Genomic DNA, 18259 nt, shown 5'->3' on the forward strand with positions numbered 1-18259 from the left:
AACCCGGATTAAATTTCATAAAATTCGCCCAAATTGTTTGTTTTCTGATATGAATAGAATGTTAGAGATAAACAAGCAGCACACGCTCTACAGCGAAACATCAAATATCTGGACAGAAAATAGGGTAAATGCCGATTGAGCCAGTCCACTGGTGAAATGGGTGACATACAGCAACACAAGGTCATAAACCACATGAATCAACAATATTCCGCCATGCGAAGTAATGTCAGTATGCTCGGTAAATTGCTGGGCGACACGATCAAAGAGGCTTTGGGAGAAAATATTCTTGATAAAGTAGAAACCATCAGGAAGTTATCCAAATCATCCCGCGCTGGTAATGAAGTTCACCGTCAGCAGCTTTTATCGACGCTGGAAAATTTATCCAATGATGAATTATTGCCCGTCGCCCGTGCGTTTAACCAGTTTTTAAATCTGGCTAACGTCGCCGAACAATATCACAGTATTTCGCCACACGGCGAAGCGGCAAGTAATCCGGTCGCGCTGGCCGCCCTGTTTAACCGGCTCAAAGAGCGCCAATTCAGCAATGATGATTTAATCCATGCAGTGAATGAGCTGGCGATTGAATTGGTTTTGACGGCGCATCCGACAGAAATCGCTCGCCGTACCCTGATCCATAAATTGGTTGAAGTGAATAGCTGTCTGGCACAACTTGATCACGACGATTTGGCCGATTATGAACGCAATAACATCATGCGCCGGTTACGTCAGTTGATTGCCCAATCCTGGCATACGGATGAGATCCGCAAGAACCGCCCCAGCCCCATTGATGAAGCAAAATGGGGTTTTGCTGTGGTCGAAAACAGTTTGTGGGAAGGCGTGCCGGCATTCCTGCGAGAATTCAATGAACAACTGGAGGATTCCCTCGGCTACAGCTTGCCGGTAGAAGCGGTGCCGGTACGTTTCACCTCCTGGATGGGGGGCGATCGTGATGGTAACCCGAACGTCACTGCCGAAATTACCCATCATGTCCTCCTGCTAAGCCGTTGGAAAGCCGCCGATCTGTTTCTGAAAGATATTCAGGTTTTAGTTTCTGAGCTTTCCATGTCGGAATGTACACCTGAACTGCGTCAAATGGCGGGGGGTGAGCATATTTTGGAGCCTTACCGTGAAATTGCCAAACAGTTGCGTACCCAATTAAGTAACACGCTGGTCTATCTGGAAAAATGTCTTAAAGGCGAGCACGCCTTGCCACCGGCGGATCTCCTCCTGCATAACGAACAGTTATGGCAACCGCTCTATGCCTGCTATCAATCCCTGAAAAATTGCGGCATGGAAATTATCGCGAACGGGCAATTGCTCGATACTTTGCGTCGAATCCGTTGTTTCGGTTTATCGTTGGTGCGCATTGATATCCGCCAGGAAAGTACCCGCCATGCCGATGCCATTGCTGAACTGACGCGATATCTGGAAATGGGCGATTATGCGAGCTGGCCTGAAACCGAAAAACAGGCATTCTTGCTGCGAGAGTTGCAGTCAAAACGCCCCCTGACCCCACGTGATTGGCAGCCCAGCGCAGAAACCCAGGAGGTTTTCGATACCTGCAAGGTGATTGCAAAATCACCGCAAGATTCGATAGCCGCTTATGTGATTTCCATGGCGAAAGTGCCTTCCGATGTTTTAGCGGTGAAATTGTTGCTAAAAGAGGCGGGATGCCCATTGTCATTGCCTGTCGCGCCGTTGTTCGAAACCCTTGATGACCTGAACAATGCCGAAAGCGTGATCCGGCAACTGTTGGGGATTAAGTGGTATCGCGATCTGATTAAAGACAAGCAGATGGTGATGATTGGTTATTCTGATTCAGCGAAAGATGCCGGGGTGATGGCGGCGTCGTGGGCACAATATCGGGCGCAGGATGCGTTAATCAACGTGTGTGAAAAAGAGGGAGTGACCCTCACCCTGTTCCACGGGCGTGGCGGCACGATTGGCCGTGGTGGCGCACCTGCGCATTCGGCCTTGCTCTCTCAACCGCCGGGCAGCCTGAAAGGCGGATTGCGCGTCACGGAACAGGGCGAAATGATCCGCTTTAAGTTTGGTTTGCCGCAGGTGACGATCAGCAGTTTGGCCTTGTATGCCAGTGCCATTCTGGAAGCAAACTTATTGCCACCTCCGGAGCCAAAACCCGAATGGCGCCAGATTATGGACACGCTTTCCGATGTTTCTTGTGACATGTACCGTGATTATGTACGTGAACAACCGGAATTTGTGCCTTATTTTCGGGCGGCAACACCGGAACAAGAGTTGGCAAAACTGCCGTTAGGTTCGCGCCCCGCTAAACGCCGCCCGACGGGGGGCGTTGAAAGTTTGCGGGCGATCCCGTGGATATTTGCCTGGACGCAAAACCGCCTGATGTTGCCGGCATGGTTAGGCGCTGGCGCGGCTCTGCAACAGGTGATCAATGCAGGTAACTTACCCGTTTTAACGGATATGTGTCGCGACTGGCCATTCTTCAACACGCGTATTGCCATGTTGGAGATGGTGTTTGCCAAAGCCGATTTGTGGTTAGCTGAATATTACGATCAGCGTTTGGTCGCTCCACAACTGTGGCCGTTAGGCATCCAATTGCGTAACCAGCTTGCCAAAGATATCGAAACGGTACTGACCATTGCGCAGGATGAACAATTGATGGCAGATCTGCCGTGGATCGCTGAATCTATCGCCTTGCGTAATGTGTATACCGATCCGTTGAACGTGCTACAGGCCGAATTATTACAGCGTTCCCGCCAGCAGAAAAACCCTGATCCACATCTTGAACAGGCGCTGATGGTGACGATTGCCGGCGTTGCGGCAGGAATGCGCAATACGGGATAAGGTTGAATGATAAAAGCCGAATGGGAGACTGTTTGGCTTTTTTTCCTGACCACCGGACTCGCATCCAGTCCGGTTGATAAGGTTGCAATAAATATACCCTATGGATTTCAAGATGCAGCGCAGCCAACAAAGCGGCAACTTGAAAGACGACGGGTATAAATTGCAATAGGGAAATTAAGAAGGGCGTACACCCAATGTATGGCAAATGGCATAACTCAATTCTGCCCGATTCAGGGTATAAAAATGAAAATCTTTCACGCCTTCACGACTGAGAATTTTCACCATGTCCATTGCAATAGAGGCACCGACCAAGTTGCGACTTTCCGGATCATCATCTAACCCTTCAAACATTCTGGTCATCCAGCTTGGGATGCGAACATTAGTGGCTGAGGCAAATCGTTGCAATTGACGGAAGTTCGAGACGGGCAAAATCCCCGGCACAATTTCCACATCAATCCCTGTTGCAACACAGCGATCACGAAAACGCAAATAACTCTCCACATCAAAAAAGAACTGGGTAATGGCGCGATTCGCCCCAGCATCAATTTTACGTTTTAAATTAATCAGGTCTGCCTGTGCACTTTTCGCTTCGGGATGCACTTCTGGATAAGCGGCAACGGAGATATCAAAATCCGCTTCTTTTTTTAAGAGTTCAACCAAATCAGCGCCATACAGTTCTGGCTTACCGCCGTTAATCGGTAAATCCCCCCGTAATGCCACAATATGACGAATACCGTTTTGCCAATAATCCTGGGCAATCGTGCGCAATTCTTCCCGGCTGGCATCAATGCAAGTCAGGTGTGGTGCGGCTTCAAGACCCGTTTTATCTTTAATGCCTTTAATAATGCTATGGGTGCGATTACGTTCACCCGAATTGGCGCCATAGGTCACAGAAACGAAGTTAGGTTTCAGCTTGCTCAAGCGATCAATGGATTTCCACAGGGTTTGTTCCATCTCAGCCGTTCTGGGTGGAAAGAATTCAAAGGAAACACGAAATTGCCCTTCAAGTTCAGCCAGATTCTGGTTCAGCGCTTCTCGCTGATTAGCGTGAAAAAAACTCATACCCTGTGCCCTCATGCATAAGCGGCATGTTTATCCGCTCACCTTTAGATGTTTAAGTGTTTAAATGTCTATCCGTTTAGATGTCTAAACAGAATGGGCGAAGCGAACTTTTTAGTCAATCGAGAAATGACTTATTCCCAATGAGGAATATTCAAAGTGATCAGGAAAGAAATTCATGTTGGGGAAGGAGGGATGAAGGTACTGATATTACAGAAAAACCCCGATGCCCTCATCGGGGTTATCGGTAGTGAAAATTACCCCGCATTCAAACAAAAATGCTCGACAAGCTGTGACAGCAGTTTCCTTGTTGGTTCAATAAACGCCATATCCAAAAATTCATCGGGCTGGTGCGCTTGTTCAATCGATCCTGGCCCTAAAACCAAGGTTGGGCACAATTCCTGAATAAAAGGCGCTTCTGTACAGTAATTGACCGTATCTGCTTTTGTTCCTAACAGTTTTTCAATCACACCGACCAGTTTGTGGTTTGTCGGGCATTCATAACCCGGAATGGGGGGATGAAGCTCTGTCACGCTCAGGCGACCAGGCCAGCGCTGTTTTATCGGTTCCAGTGCCTCATTCAGCAATCCATTCAAATCCTGCAAAGTTAATCCGGGAAGCGGGCGGATGTCCATATGCAGTTCGCAGCAGGCGCAAATGCGATTTGCGGCATCGCCGCCATGAATATGACCAAAATTCATGGTTGGATAAGGAATGACGAAAGCTGGATTGTGATAGCGTTCTTGCAAGGTCTGGCGCAGTTGTATTAGCTGGGTAATGGATTCGTGCATCAGATCAATGGCATTGACGCCCCGCGCGGGATCACTGGAATGCCCGGACTTTCCTTCAATGCGGATAGCCTGGGCGATATGCCCCTTATGGGCGCGGATTGGTTGTAATGATGTGGGTTCACCAATGATGGCAAAATCAGGCCGAAGATGGCTATTGGCAGCAAAGTAACGTGCGCCGGCCATTGATGTCTCTTCATCGGCGGTCGCCAGAATATAAACAGGGTGGGAGAGTTTGCTGGCATCGATATCCCGTAACGCATCAACAATAAAGGCAAAAAAGCCTTTCATGTCAGCCGTCCCAAGCCCATATAACTTGCCATCGTGTTCGGTCAGTGTGAATGGATCTTGTGTCCAGCGCCCTTCATCAAAAGGGACGGTATCGGTATGGCCACATAATAATAAACCACCCGAACCACTGCCCAAGGTTGCCAGCAGGTTGAATTTCCTTCGGGTTTCAGGGACGGGTTGAATTTCAATGGAAAACCCGATCTCTTTTAGCCATTGCGCCAGCAGATTGATAACAACTTCATTACTTTGATCCAGTTCAGCATCCGTTGCACTGATAGAAGGAGCCGCAATGAGCTGATGATATAACTTAATAAAAGACGGTAATTTAATATTCACTGTTGACAGCCCTTACTCATAATAGTATCAATATTCATGCAGATTAATTGCATATAAATGCAATAAAGTCGTTAAATTAATACTATTGGGTTAATACTATAAGGTGAATAAATCCCATGTTGAATACGCTGATAGTGGGTGCCAGTGGTTATACCGGAGCTGAGTTAGCAGCCTATCTGCAACGTCATCCCCATGTCCATCTCTCCGGCTTGATGGTTTCTTCGCAAAGTTCAGATGCGGGAAAATGTTTTTCAGCACTTCATCCACAATATAAGGGAGTGCTTGATTTACCCTTACAACCGTTGACTGATGTGATGGAGGCGGCAAAGGGAGTCGATGTGGTCTTCCTCGCTACTGCCCATGAAGTCAGCCATGATATTGCTCCGGTATTTCTGGAAGCAGGTTGTATCGTGTTCGATTTATCAGGTGCCTATCGCGTACAAAATACACAGTTTTATGAAAAATACTACGGGTTTGAACATAAAAACCCTCAGTGGTTGAGGCAAGCTGTTTATGGGTTGGCAGAATGGCAAGCAGAGAAAATCAAGCATGCACAATTAATTGCCGTGCCTGGCTGTTACCCTACCGTTTCCCAGCTTGCTTTGAAACCCTTACTTGAACAAAATTTACTAGATACAGCGCAGTGGCCCGTTATCAATGCGGTCAGTGGTGTCAGTGGCGCTGGCCGAAAGGCATCAATGACCAATAGTTTTTGTGAAGTTAGCTTGCAACCGTATGGTGTTTTTAACCACCGTCATCAACCTGAAATCGCGACACATTTGGGGACAGACGTGATTTTTACCCCGCATTTGGGCAATTTTTCCCGCGGGATTCTGGCCACAATGACCTGTAAATTGAAATCGGGTGTGACAGAGACACACATCAGAGAGGCTTATCAGCAAGCCTATCATGATAAGCCATTAGTACGCTTATACAGCAAAGGACTTCCCGCGTTGAAAGCGGTTGTTGGGTTGCCATTCTGCGACATTGGTTTTGCTGTCCAGGAGCAGCACCTGATTATCGTCGGTGCCGAGGATAATTTGTTGAAAGGTGCTGCGGCCCAAGCAGTACAGTGCATGAATATTCGTTTTGGTTATCAAGAAACGCTGGCATTACTTTAAGTTCTCATTGATGGGATGCCAAAAAATGAAGAACCCTACAGAGATTAATACCGACAGAGGATGAATCCGATGGAGCCGTTAGTTATCAAGTTAGGTGGTGTGTTGTTAGACAGCGAAGAAGCGCTGGAGCGGTTATTTACTACATTACAGTTATATCGAAAAACACATAAACGTCCGCTAGTGATTGTACACGGCGGTGGCTGTCTGGTTGATGAACTGATGCAGCAATTGCAGATGCCGATTTTGAAGAAACAGGGTCTGCGGGTGACGCCAGAGGATCAAATCGACATTATTACAGGAACGTTAGCCGGAACGGCCAATAAGAAATTGCTGGCATGGGCAACAAAGTTTCGTTTGCCGGCCATCGGGTTATGCCTGGGGGATGGGGGAACGGTTAAGGTTTCTCAACTGGGTGAAGAATTCGGTCACACTGGAAAGGCACAGCCAGGAAACGCTGATCTCCTGAAAATTTTGCTGGATGTGGGCTATATACCAATCATCAGCTCAATTGGCATCACTGAACAGGGTGAATTGATGAATGTCAATGCCGATCAAGCTGCAACGGCCATTGCACAAGTGCTTAATGCGGATCTGATCTTGTTGTCCGATGTCAGTGGTATTTTGGATGGAAAAGGGCAAAAAATCCCGGAAGTGACAGCAGAGAAAATCGAGCAGCTTATCGATCAGGGCATTATCACCGACGGCATGATAGTGAAAGTCAATGCGGCGTTAGAGGCGGCAAAAATACTCGGCCAACCGGTGGATATCGCAAGTTGGCGCCATGCGGATCAGTTGATTGCGTTATTTAATGGCATCCCCATTGGCACACGCATTTTGGCGTAATTCAGTGACAAATTTTAGGCTGAATTGATGGTACGGCCTTTGTGAGATAAACAAAATTAAACAGGTTATCCCTATGACTCAAAATATTAAAAAAATCGTTCTGGCATATTCCGGTGGTTTGGATACTTCCGCCATTATTCCGTGGTTGAAAGAACATTATGGTAATTGTGAAGTGGTTGCGTTTGTCGCGGATGTTGGCCAAAGCCGTGAAGATCTGGATGGTGTAGAGCAGAAAGCATTACTCTCCGGTGCTTCCGAATGCTATGTCGTTGATCTGCGTGAAGAGTTTATCAAAGAGTATGTTTATCCCGTGCTGAAAACGGGCGCCCTCTATGAAGGCAGTTATCTGCTTGGTACATCAATGGCGCGTCCCATCATTGCCAAGGCACAGGTTGAATTGGCTTTGAAAGTGGGGGCGGATGCGGTCTCCCATGGCGCAACAGGTAAAGGTAATGATCAGGTTCGGTTTGAAAGCACTTATACCGCGTTGGCACCCCATCTGAAAGTTGTTGCCCCGTGGCGGGAATGGGATCTGCGTTCCCGTGAAGCGTTGCTGGATTACTTAAAAGTTCGCAATATCCCGACAACTGCAACGTTGGAAAAAATCTATAGTCGTGACGAAAATGCATGGCACATCTCAACCGAAGGCGGGGTTTTGGAAAGCACCTGGAATGCGGCTAATAAGGATTGTTGGGTGTGGACAGTGGAACCCGAAGAAGCCCCCAATGAACCGGAATATGTCACAGTGACGGTTGAAAAAGGTGAAGTGGTTGGCGTGAATGACCACGCGCTTTCACCCTATCAGTGCCTGAATGCGTTAAACCGGTTGGGAGCCAAACATGGCATTGGCCGGATCGATATCGTAGAAAACCGTTTGGTCGGCATGAAATCCCGTGGTTGCTATGAAACCCCAGGAGGAACCCTCATGATGGAAGCGCTGCGTGGCATCGAACAACTGGTTTTGGATCGCGATAGCTTCAAATGGCGTCAACAACTGGGACTGGAGATGTCTTATGTTGTCTATGACGGCCGTTGGTTTGCCCCATTGCGCCAATCCATTCAAGCCGCTGCAGAAGTTTTGGCCGCCAATGTGAGCGGAGAAGTGGCCCTGAAACTTTATAAAGGGCAGGTAACGGCGGTGCAGAAAAAATCAGCCAATAGTCTCTATTCTGAAGCGTTCGCCACTTTTGGAGAAGACGAGGTTTACGATCATCGTCATGCAGAAGGATTTATTCGCCTCTATTCGCTGTCTTCACGTATTCGTGCACTTAACAGTAAAAAATAGTTTTTGGCTAATCAATGAGATAAAAAACAGGAACGATATTATGGCACTTTGGGGCGGGCGTTTCAGTCAGGAAGCCGATCAGCGGTTCAAGCAATTCAATGATTCACTGCGTTTTGATTATCGTCTGGCTCAGCAGGATATTATGGGTTCGGTGGCATGGTCAAAGGCACTGGTTACTGTGGGAGTATTAACTGCCGAAGAGCAACAAAAGCTGGAGCGGGCGTTAAATGAGCTGCTGGATGAAGTGCGAACCGACCCCAAAGCCATTTTGCAAAGCGATGCGGAAGATATTCACAGTTGGGTCGAAGGGCAACTGATCACGAAAGTGGGCGATTTAGGGAAAAAACTCCATACGGGACGTAGCCGTAATGATCAGGTTGCGACGGATCTGAAATTATGGTGCAAAGATCAGGTTGCCCATATTCTGCAAGCATTGGCCGGGTTGCAACAAGCATTGGTGCTTACGGCTGAAAACAATCAGGATGCGGTAATGCCAGGTTACACCCATTTACAACGGGCGCAACCGGTCACTTTTGCCCATTGGTGTTTAGCCTATGTGGAAATGTTGAGTCGTGATGAAAGCCGGTTGCAAGACGCCCTAAGACGGTTGGATACCAGCCCGTTGGGATGTGGGGCGCTGGCAGGAACGGCTTATGCTATTGATCGGGAGCAACTGGCATCATGGCTAGGCTTTGCCTCGGCGACACGCAATAGTCTGGATAGCGTTTCTGATCGCGATCATGTCTTGGAATTACTGTCAGATGCGAGTATCAGTATGATCCATCTTTCACGTTTTGCTGAGGATCTGATTTTCTTTAATAGCGGAGAGGCCGGATTTGTTGAGCTGTCCGATCGGGTAACGTCTGGCTCTTCCCTGATGCCACAAAAGAAAAACCCGGATGCATTGGAACTTATCCGTGGCAAATGTGGACGGGTTCAAGGGGCATTAACCGGGATGATGATGACGTTGAAAGGGCTTCCTCTCGCCTACAATAAAGATATGCAAGAAGATAAGGAAGGCTTGTTTGATGCATTGGATACCTGGTTGGATTGTTTGCACATGGCGATATTGGTATTGGATGGCATTCAGGTAAGGCGCACCCGTTGCAAGGAAGCAGCAAAACAGGGATATGCGAATGCGACTGAGCTGGCTGATTATCTGGTCGCAAAAGGGGTTCCATTCCGTGAGGCACATCATATTGTGGGTGAAGTTGTTATTGCGGCAATTGACAAAGGTAAGGCGCTGGAAGAACTTTCTCTGCTTGAATTGCAAAAATTCAGTCAGGTTATTTCTGTGGATGTTTATGATGTTTTATCGCTGCAATCCTGCCTGGACAAGCGGCTGGCTAAAGGCGGTGTAGCACAAGGGCAAGTGAAGCAAGCCATTTCTCAGGCCAAGCAGCGGCTGAGGTAAAAACACTAATAATCACAGGAAGTTGATAGTTTTTTCTCCTCGTGGATATAATGATTTATTGATCAATATATCATTGATATCAAATGCTGAGGTTGGGAATGAATATCCGCGATCTAGAATACCTTGTAGCACTTGCTGAACATCGTCACTTTCGCCGAGCCGCTGATGCTTGTCATGTCAGCCAACCGACACTAAGCGGGCAAATCCGCAAACTGGAGGATGAGCTTGGCGTGATGCTGCTGGAACGCACTAGCCGCAAGGTATTGTTTACCCAACAGGGTATGCTGCTAGTGGAACAGGCCAAAACCGTTTTGAGGGAAGTGAAAGTCTTGCAGGAAATGGCCTCCCTTCAAGGTGAAAGTATGTCTGGGCCGTTGCATATCGGCCTTATTCCAACAATCGGCCCCTATCTCCTACCCCTTATCATTCCTGAACTGCATAAATTGTTTCCCAAATTGGAAATGTACCTGCATGAGGCTCAAACCCAAAATCTGTTGGCACAACTGGATAGTGGAAAACTTGACTGCGCCATTTTGGCACTGGTGAAAGAGACCGAAGCCTTTATCGAAGTGCCATTGTTTGAAGAGCCGATGAAGCTGGCGGTGTATGAAGCGCATAAATGGGCAGGGCGGGACAACATTAAGATGAGTGAGCTATCCGGCGAGAAGTTATTAATGCTGGAAGATGGGCACTGTTTGCGTGATCAGGCGATGGGATTTTGTTTTCAGGCGGGCGCCAAAGAAGATACCCATTTCAGGGCAACTAGCCTGGAAACATTACGCAATATGGTCGCTGCGGGCAGTGGTATTACCCTATTACCTGATTTGTCAGTGCCGAGTGAAAGACAGCGGGATGGGGTTTGTTATCTGGAGTGTTACGAGCCGGAACCGAAACGATCTGTCATATTGGTGTATCGTCCCGGCTCACCTCTGCGTGGTCGCTATGAGCAATTGGCAGAGGCGATCCGTTCTAAAATGGGCAATTATTTCGAGATACCCGGAAAAACATCAAAATAATCGGTTTAGCCCATTGAGTGCTGCAACACGGTAGGCTTCCGCCATTGTGGGATAATTGAAGGTAGTATTAACGAAATATTCGATATTATTGCCTTCACCTTTTTGTTCCATGATGGCCTGACCAATGTGAATGATCTCTGCGGCGCGCTCGCCAAAACAGTGGATACCTAAAATCTGTTTTGTCTCACGGTGGAACAGGATCTTGAGGCTGCCAACATTCATTCCTGCAATTTGCGCACGTGCCAGGTGCTTGAATTGGGCGCGCCCTACTTCATAAGGGATTTTCATTGCGGTTAATTGCTGTTCAGTTTTGCCCACTGAACTTATTTCAGGAATGGTATAAATCCCGGTTGGGATATCTTCCACCAGATGTAGATTGGCACTGCCGGTCGTCATTGCTTTGGCAGCGATGCGCCCTTGATCATAAGCCGCAGAAGCCAAACTTGGATAGCCAATAACATCACCCACGGCGTAGATGTTTTCATTGTTGGTCTGGTAGACACGATTGACTTTCAATAAGCCTCGATTGTCTGTTTCCAGCCCGACATTTTCTAAACCTATCGTGTCCGTATTACCGGTTCTGCCATTGGCATAGAGCAGGCAATCCGCTTTGACCTTCTTGCCGGATTTCAGGTGAACAATGACACCATCATCAAGACCTTCAATTTTTTCATATTCTTCATTGTGGCGGATGACCGTGCCACTGTTCCAGAAATGGTAGGAGAGGGCATCAGACATTTCTTGATCAAGAAAAGACAGAAGATGATCACGGGTATTGATCAAATCCACCTTAACTCCCAATCCGCGGAAAATAGAGGCATATTCACAGCCAATCACGCCGGCACCATAAATAATGACGTGGCGTGGTTCGTGATCCAGTTGCAGTATGGTATCGCTGTTATAAATACGGGAGTGGGTGAAATCGACATCAGGAGGGCAGTAAGGACGGGAGCCAGTGGCAATGATGATCTTGTCTGCACTCAGGATATCAACACTATCATCGGGATAACGCACACTGACCCGATGTTCATCAATGAAAGTGGCTTCTCCTGCAAACATTCGACACCGGTTACGTTCATAAAACCCTTGGCGCATCTTGGTTTGCTGGTTAATAACGACTTCAGCATGGCGCAGAATTTCTGAAAACGAAGAACGAAGAATGCGGGAGTTATCACTGTAGAGGGGGTTTTGATTAAATTCGATAATACGACTAACGGCATGGCGGAGTGCTTTCGAGGGGATGGTGCCCCAATGAGTACATCCACCACCGACATTATTGTAACGTTCTATAACCGCAATGTTTTTGCCTTGTTTGACCAGCCCCATTGCTGCTCCTTCGCCGCCAGGGCCAGAGCCAATCACAATGGCATCAAAATGAGTATGTTGCATAGAGGAAAGACCTGTTTTTTATACAAAATAACAACGCTATATTAACATTACTTGATGTAATAACCCAATCCGCATAAGGTTTTTATCGCATTGTTTAGAAATAAATCAGGAAAAATTGAATAATATCTTTAAGAGAACAATCACAGCAAACTTAGCAGAATCTGTTATATTTGCCGAATTAGAGGCGAAATAGATCAGGATTGTTGTGAGTAACGTAACCGGCGTTAGAGCAAAACAGAAAGAAAAAACCCGCCGCTCCCTGATTGAGGCGGCATTCAGCCAACTCAGTGCTGAACGCAGTTTTACCAGCCTGAGCCTACGGGAAGTGGCTCGTGAGGCGGGTATTGCACCGACTTCTTTTTATCGGCATTTTCGCGATGTGGATGAACTGGGGCTGACGATGGTGGATGAAAGTGGTTTGATGCTGCGCCAGTTAATGCGTCAGGCACGCCAACGCATTGCCAAAGGTGGCAGTGTCATCCGTACTTCGGTTTCAACTTTCATGGAATTCATCGGCAACAATCCCAATGCGTTCCGGTTATTGCTGCGTGAACGCTCCGGCACATCGGCTGAATTTCGTGCGGCTGTAGCACGGGAAATCCAACATTTTATTGCCGAATTGGCAGACTACCTTGAGCAAGCCAGCCATATGCCTCGTCATTTTACGGAAATACAAGCCGAGGCGATGGTGACAATCGTATTCAGTGCCGGTGCAGAAGCACTCGATATTGATGAAGAAAAAAGGCGTAGCCTTGAAGAGCGTTTGGTTTTACAACTCCGTATGATTTCCAAAGGTGCTTATCATTGGTGTCGCCGTGAGCAAGAAAAAAACGCTGTCCCTAAAATCCCTGAATAATAATGAAAGGAGAATAATACGATGGAACAATACCGCCAGGATAAAAGCACAATGTTGCTGGCTCTTATCGTTGGAATGGCAACACACGGAACTTTCTCAGCATTTTTCAATTCCTTTGTCCCTTTTTCTATTTTCCCGCTGATTACACTGGTACTTTCTCTGTATTGTCTCCATCAACGTTATCTGAATTTTCCAATGGCTGAAGGGTTACCTAAACTGGCCACGGGATGTTTCTTCTTAGGCATATTTATCTATAGCGCCTTCATTCGGATGGAATATCCGGCCATTGGTTCTAATTTATTTCCTGTCGTTATTGGCACGGTCTTGGTGTTTTGGATCTACCTAAAGATGAAAAAGCGCAAGCAGCAATCAACGCTCACTTCCGAAAGCCAAAGTTAATCGCTTTTATCGAAAGCGGTTCAATAAAAAACGCCACAAAATTAACCTCCGTGGCGTTTTTGTTTTTAATGACGTTTTTCCAGTAGAACACCGCACTCCATATGGTGGGTATAAGGAAATTGATCAAAGAGGGCCAGTCTGCTGATTTTGTGGGTTTGCGTCAGCGTTTCCAGATTTTGGCTAAGTGTCTCTGGATTGCAGGAGATATAAAGAATGCGCGGATACGCTTGAACCATTTTGACTGTTTTTTCATCCAGACCACTGCGTGGTGGATCAACAAAAATGGTTTCACATTGATAACTGGTTAAATCAATGCCTTGCAGTCGATTGAACTCCCGCTCCCCATTCATCGCCTGAGTAAATTCTTCCGCCGACATGCGGATAATCTGTACATTATCAATCTGGTTCGCTGCGATATTAAATTGTGCGGCAGCCACGGAAGGCTTAGCAATTTCTGTCGCCAATACGCGTTCAAAATTCTGCGCTAGCGCCAGGGAAAAATTACCATTGCCACAATACAGCTCAAGCAAGTCGCCTTTGGCGCCTTTGGTAATATCAATCGCCCATTCCAACATATGAATATTGATGCTGGCATTCGGTTGTGTGAAGCTATTTTCAACCTGACGGTAAATCATCGTCTTACCTGCAACCGGCAATTCTTCATCGATATAGTCATGATCAAGCATGATTTTGGTTTTTGCCGCACGTCCAATAAGTTGGACATCAAATCCTGCCGCAATGAGTTGGGCACGCAGTGCAGTTGCATGCTCACGCCATTCATCCGCGAGTTTTTTGTGGTAAAGCAGGGAGACAATGATTTTGTTGCTGCGGGTAGAAAGGTAATCAGCCTGAAACAGTTTGTGGCGTAATACTGGATTGCCTTTTACACCCGCAATGATGGCTTGCATCATATTATTGATTAGCGGGTTGGCAACGGGAAATTGATCGATACGGATACGCTGTTTAGTCTGCTGATCAAACATGATGTGGTAGAGGTCATCTTCCTCATGCCAGATACGGAATTCTGCGCGCATTCTGTAATGTGATGCAGGGGAACGGAAAACTTCAGGCTCAGGTGCACTAAAGGGGAGCATCATTCCTTTTAGACGATGGACTTTCTCCATCAATTGATTTTCATAATTTTCCGTTGGCAAAACATTCTGCATTATCGGGTTCTCGTATGGTCGCGTTAAGAAAAATTTCCGAGCGGCATTGTAGGGCAAGTGCAAAGGATGTCCAGTTTTCTGGTTTATCCACTCTTTTTTTGATGGAGAGATACGCTAGACATGCCAAGACCTTCATCTTAGCATGACGCTTTATATAGCCAGATACCCCACTCATACTGATCAAAAATCTTATGATAAATAAAAAACACTTTCTTCTATTTGTTACTCCCGTAGCGGTATTTTCTGGTTGGAGCCAGTTAGCCATTGCCGATAATCAAGATACGTTGGTGATTACCGCTAATCGCTTTAGGCAGCCGATTTCTTCAGTTTTGGCGCCAATAACGGTAGTGACTCGTGAAGATATCGATCGGTGGCAATCCAGCAACTTAGTGGATGTTTTGCGCCGTTTACCGAGTGTTGATATTGCGCAAAATGGCGGTATGGGACAGCACGCTTCTTTATTTGTTCGCGGCACAAACTCAAGCCATACCCTGGTGCTGGTGGATGGGATCCGCTTGAACCAGGCAGGCATTACTGGAGCCGCCGATTTTAGCCAGATCCCCATCTCAATGGTGCAAAAAATAGAGTATATCCGTGGTGCACGCTCTGCTGTATATGGCTCTGATGCCATGGGTGGCGTGATCAATATCATCACAAAACGGGAACAGCGTGGCACAACACTGAATGTCGGGATCGGTTCGAATGGATACCAGAACTATCATGGTTCGACACAGCAAAAACTCGGTGAGAATACGCTATTAACCACCGCCGCAGGCTATACCTACACCAAAGGGTTTGATGTGATCGTTGAGGGCAAAACCGGCGGGGATCGTCAGCCAGATCGGGATGGCTTTATGAGTAAGCTGCTGTGGTTGGAAATAGATCATAAGATAAATGAGCAAATGAGCGGATTTGTCAGAGCCTATGGATTGAATAATCGAACCGCTTACGATGCATGGAGCATCGGCGATACAGATACCCGCGAACTCTTCAGCCATAACTATGATGCGGGTTTTCAATTTAACCAGGGCATCTATTCTTCTCAATTCATTGCCAGTTACAGCCATGTCAAAGACTACAATTATGTTCCCAAACATGGGCGTTATGGCGATAACGCCAGCCTGAGTGATTCAAAGCAATACAATGTGCAATGGGGGAATACGTGGCAGCTTAGTCATGGTGCAATCAGTAGTGGGATTGATTGGAAAAGAGAATCAGTTGCCGCAGGCTCCAATAACATCCCTGTGCAAAAACAGGTTGATAATGCGGGACTATATCTCACTGCACAGCAAAAAGTTCAGAATGTCATTTTAGAAGGTGCTGTACGTTCAGATCGCCATTCTGAATATGACTGGAATACGACGGGGCAAATCGGCCTCGGCTGGGAATTTATTGAGGGTTATCGTTTTATCACTTCGTATGGAACGGCATTTAAGGCTCCGACTTTGAGTCAACTTTATAGTCAATGGGGAAATGAAAGCCTTAAACCAGAAAAAAGTCAGCAATGGGAAATTGGACTTGAAGGCTTGACTGGGCCACTTAATTGGCGTCTATCTGCTTATCGTAACGATATTGAACAACTGATAAATTTTGCCAATAACCGTTATGAAAACCGTGACAAAGCAAAAATAAAAGGTGTTGAGTGGACAGGAACAATAGACACCGGCCTATTTCAGCATCAACTCACATTACAGTACATTGACCCGCGTGATGGTAATGGCCAGCCATTGACTCGCAGAGCCAAACAGCAAGTTAAATATCAATTAGACTGGGAAGCCTTTAATATCGATTGGGGAGTAACCTATCAATACATCGGTTGGCGTTATGACCAAAACTATAGTACGTATCCGCCAAAAACAGTGAAATTAGCGGGCGTAAGTCTATGGGATATCAGCGCTTCATTCCCGATCACTGACCACCTGACAATCCGTGCTAGAATAGCTAACCTGTTTGATAAAAATTATGAGACAGCCTATGGCTATCGCACCCCAGGTAGAGAGTTCTATCTCACTGGAAGCTATAACTTCTGATTTAAACAAGACCGCCCGCCCAACAATTCTGGTTTTTGATTCTGGGGTAGGGGGGTTATCTGTCTATCAAGAGATTCGGCAACTCTTGCCGGATCTCCACTATATATATGCTTTCGATAATGCCGCATTCCCTTACGGCGAAAAAACGGCGGAAGTGATTGTAGAAAGGGTTGTCCAGGTTGTTGGTACGATCCAGAAAAAACATCCTTTGGCGGTTGTTGTGATTGCTTGCAATACTGCCAGTACAGTCAGCTTACCTGCCTTACGTGAACGTTTTTCTTTTCCTGTTGTTGGTGTTGTGCCGGCGATCAAACCTGCTGCGAAACTCACTTGTAATCGTGTTGTGGGATTATTGGCGACACGCGCTACAGTGAATCGCGACTATACCAAAGAATTAATTGCAAGGTTTGCGACGGATTGCCAGATATATTCAATCGGCTCTGCTGAATTGGTCGAATTAGCTGAGCGAAAGTTACATGGCAAGAACGTTCCGCTAAAAGAGTTAGAGAAAATATTGAAACCGTGGTTAAGAATGAAAGAGCCACCAGATACTGTTATTTTGGGGTGCACCCACTTTCCTCTGATAGCAGAAGAAATTGCCCAGGTTTTACCAGATGGAACAAGATTAATTGATTCAGGTGCTGCAATTGCCCGCAGAACGGCATGGTTGGTCAAAAATCGGGAAGATTTGTTTTTAACAACATCGGATAACTTGGCTTATTGCACAAAGATCGAACCTGGGAATGAAGAACTACTCCCCGGTTTACGCGAATTGGGCTTCTTAACGCTGGAAAAACTACCAACTTAAGTGCAATTTGGCGCAATAGTAATCGGTTGGTAATTATTTTCAAAAAAACTATTGTCAGCGCCGAAAAACTCCCTATAATGCGCCACCACTGACCGACGACGAGCTGAAACAGGCCGCGGCGGACAGCCGGAAGAAAGCGAAAATAAACGCTTGACTCCTGAGGCGAAACGCGTAAGATACGCAGCCTCGCAACCCGGAAGAGCCTTCCCGGTTGCACCGCTCTTTAACAACTTAATCAGACAATCTGTGTGGGCACTCGCAAGACACTATCCACGCCGAAAGGCGAAAAAGATACCAAGTCTTGAAGAGTGACTGAACAGTTAATTCATTACGAACTAACACAGAATTCTTTGAGCATCAAACTTTGAATTGAAGAGTTTGATCATGGCTCAGATTGAACGCTGGCGGCAGGCCTAACACATGCAAGTCGAGCGGCAGCGGGGGGAAGCTTGCTTCCCCGCCGGCGAGCGGCGGACGGGTGAGTAATGTCTGGGGATCTGCCCGATGGAGGGGGATAACCACTGGAAACGGTGGCTAATACCGCATGACCTCTGAGGAGCAAAGTGGGGGACCTTCGGGCCTCACGCCATCGGATGAACCCAGATGGGATTAGCTAGTAGGTGGGGTAA

14 protein-coding genes and 2 other annotated features (1 of these 16 running past the window's edge) are annotated in these 18259 nt (G+C 46.9%); of the genes, 10 read left to right on the forward strand and 4 right to left on the reverse strand.

Going from position 1 to position 18259, the window contains the following annotated elements:
• The first annotated feature begins 192 nt into the window (after window positions 1-192).
• Window positions 193-2829: a phosphoenolpyruvate carboxylase gene (gene ppc, locus Xkoz_RS11690; protein ID WP_099142330.1), complete on the forward strand. Its 2637-nt coding sequence runs from the start codon at window positions 193-195 to the stop codon at window positions 2827-2829.
• A 174-nt stretch (window positions 2830-3003) separates the two neighbouring features.
• On the opposite strand, the gene metF is transcribed toward ppc, so the two are convergent.
• The gene (gene metF, locus Xkoz_RS11695) at window positions 3004-3891 is read right to left on the reverse strand and encodes a methylenetetrahydrofolate reductase (protein WP_099142347.1); all 888 of its coding nucleotides are present in this window, start codon (window positions 3889-3891) and stop codon (window positions 3004-3006) included.
• A gap of 254 nt (window positions 3892-4145) precedes the next feature.
• Complete coding sequence (gene argE, locus Xkoz_RS11700) at window positions 4146-5303, reverse strand: acetylornithine deacetylase (RefSeq protein WP_099142331.1); 1158 nt, start codon at window positions 5301-5303, stop codon at window positions 4146-4148.
• A 116-nt stretch (window positions 5304-5419) separates the two neighbouring features.
• Between argE and argC the strand changes: the two genes are divergently transcribed.
• The 5 genes from argC to oxyR all read left to right on the forward strand — a co-directional run bounded on the left by argC (window position 5420) and on the right by oxyR (window position 10982).
• Window positions 5420-6424: an N-acetyl-gamma-glutamyl-phosphate reductase gene (argC, locus tag Xkoz_RS11705; protein ID WP_099142332.1), complete on the forward strand. Its 1005-nt coding sequence runs from the start codon at window positions 5420-5422 to the stop codon at window positions 6422-6424.
• A gap of 69 nt (window positions 6425-6493) precedes the next feature.
• Complete coding sequence (gene argB / locus Xkoz_RS11710) at window positions 6494-7267, forward strand: acetylglutamate kinase (protein WP_099142333.1); 774 nt, start codon at window positions 6494-6496, stop codon at window positions 7265-7267.
• Window positions 7268-7340: 73 nt separating this feature from the next.
• On the forward strand, window positions 7341-8552 hold the full coding sequence (locus Xkoz_RS11715) for an argininosuccinate synthase (protein ID WP_099142334.1): 1212 nt from the start codon (window positions 7341-7343) through the stop codon (window positions 8550-8552).
• A 40-nt stretch (window positions 8553-8592) separates the two neighbouring features.
• Window positions 8593-9966: an argininosuccinate lyase gene (argH, locus tag Xkoz_RS11720; protein ID WP_099142335.1), complete on the forward strand. Its 1374-nt coding sequence runs from the start codon at window positions 8593-8595 to the stop codon at window positions 9964-9966.
• Between the two features lie 98 nt (window positions 9967-10064).
• On the forward strand, window positions 10065-10982 hold the full coding sequence (gene oxyR, locus Xkoz_RS11725; RefSeq protein ID WP_099142336.1) for a DNA-binding transcriptional regulator OxyR: 918 nt from the start codon (window positions 10065-10067) through the stop codon (window positions 10980-10982).
• Here the strand turns inward: oxyR and sthA are convergent.
• On the reverse strand, window positions 10974-12371 hold the full coding sequence (sthA, locus tag Xkoz_RS11730) for a Si-specific NAD(P)(+) transhydrogenase (RefSeq protein WP_099142337.1): 1398 nt from the start codon (window positions 12369-12371) through the stop codon (window positions 10974-10976). The genes oxyR and sthA overlap by 9 nt on opposite strands.
• Before the next feature lie 205 nt (window positions 12372-12576).
• Between sthA and fabR the strand changes: the two genes are divergently transcribed.
• Window positions 12577-13227 carry an HTH-type transcriptional repressor FabR gene (gene fabR, locus Xkoz_RS11735; protein ID WP_099142338.1) on the forward strand — a complete coding sequence of 217 codons (651 nt, stop codon included), beginning with the start codon at window positions 12577-12579 and terminating at the stop codon, window positions 13225-13227.
• A gap of 21 nt (window positions 13228-13248) precedes the next feature.
• Window positions 13249-13626 (forward strand): YijD family membrane protein, encoded by a 378-nt coding sequence (locus Xkoz_RS11740; protein ID WP_099142339.1) that lies wholly within the window; start codon window positions 13249-13251, stop codon window positions 13624-13626.
• Between the two features lie 65 nt (window positions 13627-13691).
• Here the strand turns inward: Xkoz_RS11740 and trmA are convergent, their stop codons facing one another.
• Window positions 13692-14792 carry a tRNA (uridine(54)-C5)-methyltransferase TrmA gene (trmA, locus tag Xkoz_RS11745; RefSeq protein ID WP_167386584.1) on the reverse strand — a complete coding sequence of 367 codons (1101 nt, stop codon included), beginning with the start codon at window positions 14790-14792 and terminating at the stop codon, window positions 13692-13694.
• 191 nt (window positions 14793-14983) lie between these two features.
• Between trmA and btuB the strand changes: the two genes are divergently transcribed.
• Together btuB and murI are read left to right on the forward strand one after the other, a co-directional pair.
• Window positions 14984-16822: a TonB-dependent vitamin B12 receptor BtuB gene (btuB, locus tag Xkoz_RS11750; protein WP_099142340.1), complete on the forward strand. Its 1839-nt coding sequence runs from the start codon at window positions 14984-14986 to the stop codon at window positions 16820-16822.
• Window positions 16767-17630, forward strand: coding sequence for a glutamate racemase (gene murI, locus Xkoz_RS11755; protein WP_099142341.1), 864 nt, complete (start codon window positions 16767-16769; stop codon window positions 17628-17630). The genes btuB and murI overlap by 56 nt, the downstream gene beginning before the upstream one ends.
• Before the next feature lie 487 nt (window positions 17631-18117).
• Window positions 18118-18235, forward strand: a sequence feature (16S ribosomal RNA rRNA prediction is too short).
• Window positions 18222-18259, forward strand: a sequence feature (mutual gap in cmsearch alignment for this rRNA model is longer than 100); it runs 2937 nt beyond the window's last position. It overlaps the preceding feature by 14 nt.

Source organism: Xenorhabdus kozodoii (genome assembly GCF_002632875.1).
Taxonomy (GTDB): domain Bacteria; phylum Pseudomonadota; class Gammaproteobacteria; order Enterobacterales; family Enterobacteriaceae; genus Xenorhabdus; species Xenorhabdus kozodoii.